Source organism: Actinomadura livida (genome assembly GCF_014648675.1).
Classification (GTDB): domain Bacteria; phylum Actinomycetota; class Actinomycetes; order Streptosporangiales; family Streptosporangiaceae; genus Spirillospora; species Spirillospora livida.
In genome coordinates this window covers 90,428-102,685 of record NZ_BMRO01000012.1, presented here as the reverse complement: position 1 = coordinate 102,685, position 12,258 = coordinate 90,428, and the positions used below count along the sequence as shown (strand labels likewise).

Below are 12,258 nucleotides of genomic sequence, written 5' to 3'. Positions count from 1 at the left end.
GCATGCGTCGACCATTGGGAAGCGGCCGATCAGGAAACGGCGGCAGGCTGCGGCGGGGGACGGCGGTGTCGGCGGCCGTGCTGCTGGCGGCGACCACCGCGGCGGCCTGCGGCGGACGGGACGACGGTGACGACGGCGGCACCGCCACCGGCGCGTGCGAGGGCCAGCAGACGACCGGCATCACCGACTCGTCGCTGAAGCTCGGCGGCATCTACCCGCTGTCCGGCCCGGCCTCCGCGTACGGCGCCATTCCGAAGGGCATCAAGGCGTACTTCGACTACGTCAACAAGGAGAAGGGCGGCGTCGACGGCCGGCAGGTGGAGTTCGTCGTCCGCGACGACGGCTACCAGCCGCCGAAGGCCGTGGAGGAGGCGCGCCGGCTGGTCGAGCAGGAGCAGGTGTTCGCGCTGTTCCAGACGCTCGGCACCCCCTCGACGACGGCGACGTGGGACTACACCAGCCAGCGGAAGGTGCCGCAGATCTTCGTGGCCACCGGCGCCAGCAAGTGGGGCACCGACGACAAGCACCCGTGGACGATCGGCTGGCAGCCCAACTACGTCTCCGAGGCCCGGGTGTACGCCCAGCACCTCAAGCAGGAGAAGCCGAAGGCGAAGGTCGCGGTCCTGTTCCAGAACGACGACTTCGGCAAGGACCTGCTGGACGGCTTCAAGAAGGCGATCGAGGGCAGCGAGATCAAGATCGTCCAGGAGGAGAGCTACGAGGTCACCGACCCGAGCGTGGAGGCGCAGATGCGCGACCTCGCGGGTTCGGGCGCCGACGTGTTCCTCAACGTCACGACGCCGAAGTTCGGCTCGCAGGCGCTGGCCGCGGACGCGAAGATCACGGACTGGAACCCGCTGCACATCCTGAACAACGTCGCCGCGTCCGTCACGGTGCTGGAGCCGGTCGGGTTCAAGAACGTGCAGGGCGTCGTGTCGTCCACGTACTACAAGGACCCGAACGACCCGCAGTGGGCGGACGACGCCGAGATGAAGCTCTACCGGGACAAGATGAAGCAGTACTCGCCGGGCGCCGACCCGAACGTCCCGTACCACGCGTTCGGCTGGGCGGTGGCGACCAGCTTCCACAAGACGCTGGAGGCCGCCGAGTGCAAGACCCGCGAGGGCCTGCGCGACTCGATGCGCAACCTCAAGGACGTCGAGGTGCCGATGCTGCTGCCCGGCGTGAAGATGAGCACCGGCCCCGATGACGGCTTCCCGATCGAGGCGATGCAGATGATGAAGTTCGAGGGTGAGCGCTGGACGCTGACCGGCGAGGTCATCGACACCCGCAAGGTCTTCGGCCCCCTCGGAGACTGATCCCTCCCGTCCCGCCCCGTCCCACCCCCGGCACCGGCCCGGCCGCCCCGCGCGGCCGGGCCGGTGCGCTATTCCTGGCTGGATTAGGTCCTTGTCACGGGGTGGGGCGCGGGGGTGTGTCGAACCAGTCGCAGCCTTCGGGGCGGGGCTTGTCGCGGCCGTACTCGGAGCAGGGGAGGGCGGCCAGGACCTTCAGGAGGTTGCCGAAGGGGGAGAAGATCGTCCAGCCGGACGGATGGGCGCAGTCCGGGAGGGTGGCCGGGTCGGATCTGACCGTGCCCCAGGACGAGGTGTTGCCCTGCCAGCAGTTGCCGTCGCCCTGCTCGTCCCACCAGACGTCCAGGCCGTTGGGCAGGACCCTTCCGTCCGGCGCGACGCCGAAGGCGTTGCCGGTGTAGCGGTTGCGGTGCGAGGTGTCGCGGAACTTCAGCAGGTCGTTCTCGCCGCGGAGCGGGGCCGGCACCCAGATCTGCCGGAAGCCGCTGCGCCAGTTGTCGTACAGGCGGTTGTGGGCGTAGTTGTTGTCGTTGCCGCCGCCCAGCAGGAGGCCGGTGCCGACCGGGACCGGCGGGGCGGGGCACACGACGCCGCGTTCGTGGCCGCGGTCCCGGGGGAGCTTGGCGCAGGTGCCGTCCCAGACGTTGCCGTAGTAGTTGACGTTGTTGCTGTAGATCAGGTTGTTCTCGAACGTCGCGTGGTTCTGCGGCAGGCCGGGGTGGCCGGGGAAGGCGCTGTCCATCGAGACGCCCGCCGAGTTGTGGTGGAACGTGTTGTCGTGCGCGTAGACGGAGTCCCCGGCGGTGCCGGAGTAGCCGAGCGCGTTGTGGTGGGAGTCGCAGCGCTGGATCTCGATGGAGTGGCGGCGGCCGTTGAGCGGTGAGGCCGACCCCGGGTAGATGCCGGCGTCGCCGTTGCCGTGGCCTTCGCAGTCGGTGTAGAGGCCGTGGTCGCTGGCGAAGGTGAGGAAGCCGTACTCCTCGTTCCACCGGGCCAGCGCGCGGTCGATCACGAAGCCGTCCTGCTCCAGGATGTACACCCCGTTGAACTCGAACAGCTGGGTGGTGATGTTGCGCAGGTAGAAGCCGTCGGCGCGGTCGGCGCGGATTCCGTTGAGCTTCGCCCACGTCCCGTCGGACTGGAACCCGCCCTCGATGACGACGTCGGTCATCTCGCGGCCGGTGCCCTCCAGCTGGAGGTCGCAGCGGGGGCTGTCGCACGTGCGGTCGTCGTCGCCCGGCGTCTCGTCCCCGAAGACGGCGACGAGCTGCTGGAGGTTGGGGCAGGCGTACTGCTCGGCGTAGCTGAGCAGGTCCTTCCCTTCCAGCGGGGCGCACTCCGGGCTCGGTTCGGCGCGGCTCGGCTCCTCGCGGTACGTGCCGGGCAGCACGTAGATCGTCGTGCCGCGCTCGGTGACGTCGTTCACCGCGGCCTGGATGTGCCGGTACGAGCACTCGGCGAGGAGGCGTTCGTTGAGCGTCCGCAACCACCCCGAATAGCTCTCGATCAGCCCGGCGGACTCCGGTTTGCACACCACCAGCCTTGGCGATGCCGGCGCCGTGCGGTACGTCGGGACCTTGCCCGTCCCCGCCGGGAATCTGACCTCGCGCTCGGCGTGGCCGAGGGCCGGGGCCGCCATCAGCCCCAGGGCCACGGCGAACGCGAGTGCGGCGACTGCGGTGCGCGAGACGCGCTTGCCCATCATGACCGGGAATATGAACGCCTTTCGGGATCTTGCCCAGACCCATCCGACCCATCGGCCACATCGGGCCACCGGCGCGACGTCAGGCGCCCTTGAGGGCCCGGCCCCCGGGACTGCGGCCGTCCATGCGGCTGTGGGTGCGGTCGCCGTGCTGTTCCAGCAGCATGCGCCGGATGAGCGCGGTGCGGCGGCGCTGCCCGATGCGTTCGCTCAACCGGGTGGCCGCGGGCACCACCCGCCGGACGCTCTCCAGGGCGAAGACCGCGGTGGAGGTGCCGAGGACGGCGGCCCGGTACGCCTTCTGGTCGGGCGCCCCCAGGAAGTCGGCGTTGCGTTTGCCGAGGACGATGCGGCTGTAGGAGAACAGGTAGTTCGTCAGCAGGCGCTGGGCGAGGGGGGAGTCCTTCAGGCGGGGCGGGAGCAGCAGCGGGGCCGCCGCGTCCCGCAGCGACCGGGCGAGCCGCCGCGAGTCGTCGTCCGGCATGAACTCGGTGGCGCCCTCCAGCCAGAGCAGCCGCCAAGCGTCGGCCTCCGTGGCGGGGAGCAGGTCGTGGTGGACGCCCATGAGGTGGCCCACGTAGCGCCACAGGTGCATGGCCGCGGCCCGGTCGGCTGCGGAGAACTGGAGCCCGAGGGCGCGCGAGCCGAGCAGCATCACCAGGGAGAACAGCAGCAGTGTCCCGGCCATCTGGACCTGGTTGATGGGCGCGTCCCACGCCTCCTGGTCCCAGTCGTCGCGCCGCCGCATCGCGGCGCGCACCTGCGCGTGCATGATGCGGACCCGGAGTGTCTGCTTGAAGCCGGTGTCGAACCTGCCGAGCCCGCCGGGGGTGGTGACGTCCACCCACCAGCTCGCCGTCTCGGCCAGCCGGCGCGGCGCCATGGAGTCGAGGTCGCCGGTGCGGACGAGGGTCTTGTTGGCGCGGGAGGCCAGGTAGCCCCCGTAGAGGGACGTGCACGGCATCACCATCGCGAGCCCTAGCAGGCCGGTGCGGGCGATGACCCTGGCGCCGCGTTCGAGCCGGTCGGCGTCCACCCAGTACGGGACGGCGTCGACCTCGGCGAAGAAGGCCACCAGCTCGCGCGGCGGGTCGTCGACGGCGTCGATGCCCTCGTGCAGGGCGCGTTCGAACAGCCGCCGGCCGGTGCCGCCGGGGAGTCTCGCGATCATCTCCGCGACCGCGTCCGCCGGCGGGTCACCCGCCTCGGCGAACGACCGGAACACCGTGAGCTGCGCGGGAGTCGCCCGGATGTCCCCAGAGGCCAGATGACGCAGGACGAGGGGCCACGGAGGTTTCGACATCCAGGCGGGGTGCTGCAGGCGCTGCTGGTGGTCCATGCGGTCCATGCGTTCCTTCCGGTCGTTCGGCCGAATCTCGGACGGCGGTGTCTCGGGGTGCGGTGTCTCGGGGTTCGTGGTGCGGGACGGCGGCGATGGCCAGGATCGTCAGCGCCAGGGCCAGTGCCGCTCGGTCGCCTTCGGAAGGCCACGGGTCCCCGTAGAGGGGTGTGGCCAGGAGGAGCAGGTAGGTCTTCGCCGTCGCGGTGGCGACGAGCCCCACGACCACCAGGCGGCTGCGCTGCAGCGCGATCTGGAGCTGGCCCATCGCCAGCGGCGCCGCGACCGCGAAGATGTACAGGTAGGGAGTCCCGGCAAGGGCGCCGGGACCGTCGGTGAGGGGTGCGGCCCCCCGCAGCATCAGCTCGTTGGTTCCGGTGAGCAGCCCCACGTTGATGGCGAGCGCGACCCCCGTCAGCGGCCGGGCGTGGGCGCCTCTGCGGGCCCGGTCGCTCGCCAGGAACATGATGCAGGGCACCAGCAGCGAGGGCAGGGCGACGGCCACGACCAGCGGCGCCGGAGGCGTTTCGCCGCCGGCCGCGGCGTCGCCCCCCGGGGTGGCGCTCAGGAGCAGGACGGCCGCCGCGGCCAGCAGCCCCGCGCAGCCCCATTCGCGCGCGGTGAGCCGTTCGCCGAGGACCAGTACGGCGAGGGCGACCAGCACGCCCAGCCCGGCCAGGAACAGCGGCAGCGCCTCGGACAGCGACAGGCCGGTCAGCGCCGCCACCTGGACGGCGGCTCCGGCGCCGAGCACGGCCGCGCCGGTGACCCAGGCCCCGCTGGTGAGCAGGGTCCGGGCCAGGTGCCACGGACGGCTCCCCTGGAGGGGAGGCATCTCGGCCGCGGCCTTCTTGAAGAAGGCCAGCCCGGCGAAGTAGACGCCGGTGGAGAGGAACGCGAGGAGCTGGTACTGGACGGACATGGCGAAGCCCTCCGTGCCGCCCGCGGCCCGGCCGGTTGGCGCGCGGAGCCGGGCCGCGGGCGGCGGCATCGGGTGGGGTGGGGTGGGGGTGCCGGTGACCGGCCGGGTGGCGGGTCAGGGCTTGCCGGGGATCACGGCTTGACCGGGTCCCAGAGGTCGAACGCGTTGGCCTCGCCGCGGTCGAAGCGGCGGTCGTCGTCGTCGTAGAAGCCCTTGAACTCGTTGGGCAGGTACATCTTGAAGAGCTTGGCGGGGGTCTCGTTGACTCCGGACGCCTCCAGGATTCCGTTGGCGGCCTTGCGTCCGGCCTCGTTGGCGCCCTCCATGGTCGCCAGGTTGATGTCGGCCTTCACGTAGTCGGAGGCCAGGAACAGGTTGGGCAGGGCGGTGGTGGCCTCGGGGCGGTGGTTCCAGGAGCCGGGCTTATTGATCAGCAGCGGCTCCTCGTTGGCGACGTTCGGGGTGCCGTTGCCGGTGATGGCCGGGTCGATGAAGTACGAGTGGATGTTGAAGTCGTTGAGGACGATCGGGCCCCACGGGATGGCCGCGCGGAGCTGGGCCTTGACCTCGTTGAAGATCTGCTCGTGGGTGCACTCGCGGGCCGGCTTGCCGTAGAGGATGCCGGGGACGTCCCAGGCCGAGATGCACATCGACAGGATGTCGTTGACCTCGCCGTTGCCGTAGGTGCGGCTGATGTTCGTGTTCTTCCAGAACTGCCCCTGGTTGATCGAGGTCAGCGCCCAGGGCTGGGCGGCGTAGGCGACATGGCCTCTGCCGAGGTTGATCGGCTGCCGCAGGTAGAACATGATGCCGTTCATCCAGTCGGTCGTCAGCTCGCGCAGCGACCGCAGCGACGGGTCGACGGCCATGACGTCGTCGTTGAGCAGCGGGAGCGCGCGTTCGAGCGGCACCGCCAGCACGTAGTAGTCGGCCTGGACGTCGACGACGCCGCTCGCCCCCCGGACCCGGGCACCGGCGATCTGCCGGTCCTGGACGGTGAGCTGCTCCAGCGTCGCGTCGATCTGGAAGGTGACGCCCAGCGAACGCAGGTAGTTCATCCACGGGTCGATGAGCGACTCGTTGGTGGGGGCGTTGAGGAGCCGGTCGGGCTCCTTGTAGCCGCCGAGGCCCAGGGTGCTGTAGACCCAGGCCTCCGCCATCTTGCCCATGGTGTGGGCGCCGGCCTTGTCGGCCTTGGCGGCGACGAGGGTGCCGGTGAACATGTCGACCAGCAGCTCGTTGTAGGGCTTGGACATCTTCTGGGCGTTGACGAACTGGGAGAAGCTCATGTACTCCCACTGCTGGAACCGGCGCTTCGGACCGCTGGTGACGAAGGCGATCATCTTCTGCAGGAAGTAGCCGACCTCCCAGGCCGGGACCTTGCCGAGCACGTTGATCCCGGTGCTGAGGAAGTTCAGCAGCGACTCGGGGCTGAGCGTGCCGATGATGCTGCCGGCGGCGGGCAGGACGACCTTGGTCCCGTTGTAGTAGGCGCTGACCTCCTTGCCCGCCACCAGGTTCTGGGCGACGTTGCCGCCGCCGGGCAGCGGGATGCGGCTCATGGTGTCGGGCAGGTTCTGGTAGAAGCCCGGGAAGAACCGGAACCCGTGCTCGCCCGGGAGGTCCTTGCGGCCTCCCGTGCCGGTGTTCGGCACGGGGATGCTGCGGTTCTTGCCGCCCCACGCCTTGCGTTCGTAGACGGTGACCTGGAATCCGCGCTCGGCGAGCTCCTGGGCGGCGCTGAGCCCGCCCATGCCGCCGCCGAAGATCGCGACGCGGCGGCCGGCGGCGAATCTGCGTGTTCGCCCGGCGTGCTGGGCGGCGGGGGCGGCCGCGTGCGCGGTGCCTCCGCCCAGCGCCCCGCTCGCCGCGACCGCGCCGGCCGCCGCGATCGCTCCGGTGACGAACTCGCGGCGGCCGACGCCGCTCCCGCCGCTGTTCTCTTTCGGCTCGGGCTGCGATTCGGGCTGCGATGGGGTCCTGTCCTCCACGGCGCACTCCTCACGGGGTGGGGGTTAACCGACACTCGTGTCGGTTACGAGTGGACCCCAACTATGCGGAAGCCACCGGGGGGCGTCAAGCCCCGCGGTGGCCGGAAGATGCCAGAAGTGCCCGCGCTATTCGGCGTTGCCGAGACCCGTCCAGAGGACGCGCATCGCCCCTTCGACCAGCGTCGATCTGGGCATGTCCGGGTGGCGTTCCCACCATTGGGCGACGCCGTCGAGACCGGTGATGAGAAGTTCCACCATCGCCTCGGCGATCGGCTCGTGCGGGTCCCGGCCGACCGTCGTGCGGATGTCGTTGCCGAGCAGGGCCGTCACCGCCCTGGTCCGCGCCTCCCGGATGCCCTGCCGGACGGTGGTGATCTCCGGATCGTCCTCGTTCGCGCGGTCGAACAGCAGCTTGCGCGCGGCGGGCCTGCTCTGCGCGAAGCTGAAGTAGGCGTCGATGGTCGACCGCATCCGCTCCCGGGGCGGGCCGGCGCCGGTGATCCGCGCGCCCACGTACTCGACCAGCGCGGTGTTCTGCTCCTGCACGACCGCCAGCAGCAGCACCCGCTTGGACGGGAAATGGTCGTACAGCACCGTCCGCGCCACGCCCGCCGCCTTCGCGATCTCGCCGAGCGAGGTGGCGTGGTAGCCCTTGTCTGCGAATATCTCCAGCGCGGCCTCGGTGATGAGCGCCTTGCGGGCCGGGCCGCGCATTCTCGTTTTGGGATTTGTTTCCGCCACCGTCTTGACTCCCTCTCGCCTTGCCTTCACTCTAACCGACAGAAGTGTCGGTTATCGGCGTGCGCCGGTGCGGCCTGCCGCGCCGGCGCGGGCGCCCGCCGGCGAGCCGGGAAGAGCAGGGAGCCGCGCATGGGACGCAGGGAACCGTCCATCGCCATCGTCGGGAGCGGGTTCAGCGGGATCGGCCTGGCCATCGGCCTGCGCAGGGCGGGCTTCACCGACATCACCGTGTTCGAGAAGGCCGACGACCTCGGCGGCGTCTGGCGCGACAACACCTACCCCGGTGCCGCCTGCGACGCCCCGTCCCACCTGTACTCCTTCTCCTTCGAGCCCAAGCCCGACTGGTCCCGCCGCTTCGCCGAGCAGCCGGAGATCCTCGGCTACCTGCGGCACTGCGCCGTCAAGTACGGCATCCTCCCGCACATCCGGTTCCGTGCCGAGGTCGCGCACGCGGAATACGTGCCGGGAGCGGGGAACTGGCGCGTGCACCTGCGCGACGGGGCGTGGCACGACTTCGACCTCCTGGTCGCGGCGTGCGGGCAGCTCAGCAACCCCGCCGTCCCCGAGCCGCCCGGCCTGGACTCCTTCGCCGGCACCGTCTTCCACTCCGCCCGCTGGGACCATGGCCACGACCTGCGCGGGAAGCGGGTCGCGGTCGTCGGCAACGGCGCGAGCGCCATCCAGTTCGTGCCGCTCATCGCCCCGGACGCGGCCGAGACGACGATCTTCCAGCTGGAATCCCACTGGATCAGCCGCAAGCCCGACCGCGTCTACCCGCGCTGGCGGCGCGCCCTGAACCACCGCCTCCCGGCCGTGCAGAAGCTCTCCCGGCTGGGCATCTTCCTGTGGTTCGAGCTGCTGCTCAACCCCGCGCTGGTCGCGCCGCGCGGCCGCCGCCTGCTGTCCGCGCACATCCGCGCGATGTGCGGGTTCGCGCTCCTGTCGGTGCGCGACCGGGGCCTGCGCGAACGGCTGCGGCCCCGCTACGAGCCCGGCTGCAAGCGGATCCTGACCTCCAGCGACTACTACGCGACCCTCAACCGGCCCGACGTGCGGGTCGTCGACAGCCCCATCACCGAGGTGGCGCCGGACGGCCTCCGCACGGGGGACGGCGGGCACCATCCCGCCGACACCCTCATCTGGGCGACCGGGTTCCGCTCCCAGGACTTCGTCGCGCCCATGCGCGTCATCGGCCTGCACGGCCAGGAACTGAACGCGGCCTGGAAGGACGGCGCCCGCGCCTACCTCGGCATGGCCGTCACCGGCTTCCCCAACTTCTTCCTCATGTACGGGCCCAACACGAACGTCGGCTCCGGCTCCATCGTCCACATGCTCGAAAGCCAGATGGCCTACATCGTCCAGGCCGCCCGCCTGCTCGCGGACGGCGCCAAGTCGCTGGAGGTCCGCGCCGACGTCCTGGACGGGTTCGACTCCGCCGCGCAGCGCAGCCTCAGCACGTCGGTGTGGAACCAGGGCGGCTGCGACAGCTGGTACCTCGACGCCGACCGCCGCAACACCAACAACTGGCCCGGCTTCATGACCGGCTACCGCCGCCGCACCCGCCGCCTCGCCCCGTCCGACTACCACGTGGAGCCGGTGTGAGGGGCCGGTGCGTGGGGGCCGACTGGACGGGGCGGTGCGGCGGCGGATAGGAGGGACACATGTCCCTTCCCCGTTCGCGAAGTGCCACCGATCGCGCTGACGTCCAGGTGCGCGTCCACGAGATGCTTCCGGCCCGTGTGCTGGTCGGGCCGGGCGCCGTCCGGCTCGTCGGCGGCGAGGTGGAACGGCTCGGGGCGCGGCGGGCGCTGCTCGTCGCGACCCCGTCCGCGTCCGCGCCCGCCGGGGAGATCGCCGGGGACCTCGGCCCGCGGCTGGCGGCGCGGTTCGACCGGCCCGCGCCGCACACGCCGGTGGCCGTGACGGCGGAGGCCATGGCGGTCGTCGAGGAGGCGAGCGCGGACTGCGTCGTCGCGATCGGCGGCGGGTCCGCGATCGGCCTGGCGAAGGCGGTGTCGGCGCGGACGGGGATGCCGCAGGTCGCGGTGCCGACGACGTACGCCGGCTCGGAGATGACCCCGGTCCTCGGCGAGACCGAGGACGGGGTGAAGACCACCCGCCGGGACCCCGCCCTCGCGCCCGGGACGGTCGTCTACGACCCCGCCCTGACGCTCGGGATGCCGCGCGGCCTGACCCGGACCAGCGCCATGAACGCGCTCGCCCACGCCGTCGAGGCGCTGTGGGCCCCGGACGCCACGATGGTCAGCGACGCGCTGGCCACGGAGTCCGTCACCGGCATCCTGGCCGCGCTGCCGGAGGTCCTGGACGATCCGTCCGGGACGGAGGCCAGGGCGCGCCTCCAGTCGGCCGCGTGGCTGGCGGGGATCTGCCTGGCGCGGACGCGGATGGGCCTGCACCACCAGCTCGCGCACGTCCTGGGCGGCGCGTTCGACCTCCCGCACGCCGAACTGCACACGATGCTCCTGGCGCACGTGATGGCGTTCAACCTGCCGGCCGCGCCCGCCGCCGCGTCCAGACTCAGCCGGATCACCGGGACCGGGGACCCGGCCGCGATGGTCGCGGAGCTGGCCCGCGCCTACGAAGGCCCGACCCGCCTCTCCGAGCTGGGCGTGCCCCGGGCCGGGCTGCCCGGCGTCGCCGAGCGGGTCGCGGCCGCCCCGTATCCGAACCCCCGCCCGCCGACCGCGGCCGAGGTGCAGGACCTCCTTGAGGCGGCCTGGTAGCCGCCCTGCTTTGTTGACAGCGTCTGCTGGCGAAATAGGCCCCCCGATTGGGTCCGCGGACCCGTGTGCGGCGTAGGAACCGGACTTATCGTTACCGGCACCCGTCACCGAACCGAGGCGGTGCGCCATGCACACGTCCACTCGGCACACCCGGTGGGAACGCCGGGACGGCGGCGCCGCCGCCTCCGAGTACGCCGCCGTGCTGCTCGTCGCGAGCTGCGTCGTGATGGCCCTGATGGGTTCGGCCGTGCGGACGGTCGGCGACGAAGTCCAGCAGGCCATCTGCAGCCTCTTCCGCGACGACTGCGACCCGCCGCCCCGCGTGGCCGCCCCGTCCGGGGAGGACGAGCCGCCCACCGCGGGTGGGCAACCGGCCCAGCCGCGAACCCCGGTGCAGCGGCACTCGCTGCGTTCCTGCAGCGACGATGCGGCGGCCGGCGGCGTGCCCGGATGGGAGGGGTGCGGGCCGCCTCCCGGGACGATCCCGGCCGGCGAGACCCCGCCGAGGATTCCGGAGGAGCCGGAGCAGCCGGAGAGTCCGGAGGATCTGGGACGGGCCGCCGGCAGGGCGGCGGGGGAGCTCATCCGGTGGTGGCCGAGCATGCTGCACCCGGACGACCTGCTGAGGTTCGTCTACGGGCACGACAGCGTCTGGACGGACTTCCCGGCCGAGATGGGGTACACCCCGGAACGCGTGGAGACCGACGCCGGCACGCGGATGATCAATCCGGAGGGCAGTTGCTCGACACCGGAGCTGCCGGTCATCGGCCAGGCGCCACCGGGAAACACCGGTCGCACCTTCGACTTCACCGACGCATGCCTGGCGCACGACTACGCCTACGACATGATGCGCTTCTACGAGCGGATGGGCATCCCCCACGACCCGGAGGCCAGGAGGGCCGCGGACACGCTGTTCGAAGCGGACCTCTTCGCGCACTGCGACACCCGCAGCGGCGGGGACCGCTCGGCCTGCCGGAGGTGGGCCACCGTCTACGCCGCCGCGGTGTTCGTCAACTCCGACCGCCAGAATTTCGGTGTCCCGTGAACCCGGCCCGGCTGCGCAGGGGCGCGGTGCTCTCGCTGTTCTCGGCGACGGCCGGTTTCGTGGCGGTCATCGTCTACGACACCGTCGCGTACGGCTCGGACGGCGAGGCGGGCATCAGCGTCGTCCTGACCGAGATGGCGCTCTTCGCGGCGATCGTCTTCGCCGGGGTCGTCGCGGCGACGCACGTCTCGGTACGGCACGTCCGGCGCATCGTCCGCCAGGGCGCGGTGGCAGTCCCGCTGAACTGGGCGGCCGCCGTCGTCCCCGCCGCGCTCGCCTTCTCCCCGTTCCTCGGCGGCCTCGGCCGCGCCGTCGACCTCGTCCTCGCCGCCGGCCCGTTCCTCCTGCCGGGCCAGCTGGCCGCCGTCGCCGTCACCGTGATCGTCAACGCCCGGTCCCGCGCCGCCGCCCCCGGCCGGGACGGGGACGGCGGCTACGGGGTATGAAGGAGCGGTCTC

At 71.7% G+C, this 12,258-nt stretch carries 10 protein-coding genes; 5 read left to right on the top strand and 5 right to left on the bottom strand.

What is annotated here, in order from left to right; translation table 11 throughout:
• Nucleotides 1–2 precede the first annotated feature (2 nt).
• A complete protein-coding gene (locus IEZ03_RS26855; protein ID WP_184879950.1) occupies nt 3–1,319 on the top strand; it encodes an ABC transporter substrate-binding protein in 1,317 nt (438 codons plus the stop codon).
• Between the two features lie 94 nt (nt 1,320–1,413).
• On the opposite strand, the gene IEZ03_RS26850 is transcribed toward IEZ03_RS26855, so the two are convergent.
• From IEZ03_RS26850 to IEZ03_RS26835, 5 genes are all read right to left on the bottom strand, one after another.
• Nucleotides 1,414–3,021, bottom strand: a complete 1,608-nt coding sequence (locus tag IEZ03_RS26850) for a right-handed parallel beta-helix repeat-containing protein (protein WP_221480544.1) — start codon at nt 3,019–3,021, stop codon at nt 1,414–1,416.
• A gap of 79 nt (nt 3,022–3,100) precedes the next feature.
• Nucleotides 3,101–3,982 carry an oxygenase MpaB family protein gene (locus IEZ03_RS26845; protein WP_229808624.1) on the bottom strand — a complete coding sequence of 294 codons (882 nt, stop codon included), beginning with the start codon at nt 3,980–3,982 and terminating at the stop codon, nt 3,101–3,103.
• 232 nt (nt 3,983–4,214) lie between these two features.
• Nucleotides 4,215–5,279, bottom strand: a complete 1,065-nt coding sequence (locus IEZ03_RS38190; RefSeq protein WP_229808601.1) for a hypothetical protein — start codon at nt 5,277–5,279, stop codon at nt 4,215–4,217.
• Nucleotides 5,280–5,410: 131 nt separating this feature from the next.
• Nucleotides 5,411–7,270 (bottom strand): hydroxysqualene dehydroxylase, encoded by a 1,860-nt coding sequence (locus tag IEZ03_RS26840; protein ID WP_184879952.1) that lies wholly within the window; start codon nt 7,268–7,270, stop codon nt 5,411–5,413.
• Nucleotides 7,271–7,396: 126 nt separating this feature from the next.
• Entirely contained in the window at nt 7,397–7,984 is a 588-nt protein-coding gene (locus tag IEZ03_RS26835) for a TetR/AcrR family transcriptional regulator (RefSeq protein ID WP_184879955.1), read from the bottom strand.
• 156 nt (nt 7,985–8,140) lie between these two features.
• Between IEZ03_RS26835 and IEZ03_RS26830 the strand changes: the two genes are divergently transcribed.
• The 4 genes from IEZ03_RS26830 (at nt 8,141) to IEZ03_RS26815 (ending at nt 12,246) form a co-directional block, all read left to right on the top strand.
• Nucleotides 8,141–9,613 (top strand): flavin-containing monooxygenase, encoded by a 1,473-nt coding sequence (locus IEZ03_RS26830; RefSeq protein ID WP_184879957.1) that lies wholly within the window; start codon nt 8,141–8,143, stop codon nt 9,611–9,613.
• Between the two features lie 59 nt (nt 9,614–9,672).
• Entirely contained in the window at nt 9,673–10,755 is a 1,083-nt protein-coding gene (locus tag IEZ03_RS26825) for a maleylacetate reductase (protein ID WP_184879959.1), read from the top strand.
• A gap of 127 nt (nt 10,756–10,882) precedes the next feature.
• Nucleotides 10,883–11,800, top strand: coding sequence for a phospholipase A2 (locus IEZ03_RS26820; RefSeq protein WP_184879961.1), 918 nt, complete (start codon nt 10,883–10,885; stop codon nt 11,798–11,800).
• A complete protein-coding gene (locus IEZ03_RS26815) occupies nt 11,797–12,246 on the top strand; it encodes a hypothetical protein (RefSeq protein ID WP_184879963.1) in 450 nt (149 codons plus the stop codon). Before IEZ03_RS26820 ends, IEZ03_RS26815 begins: the two co-directional genes overlap by 4 nt.
• Nucleotides 12,247–12,258: the final 12 nt, after the last annotated feature.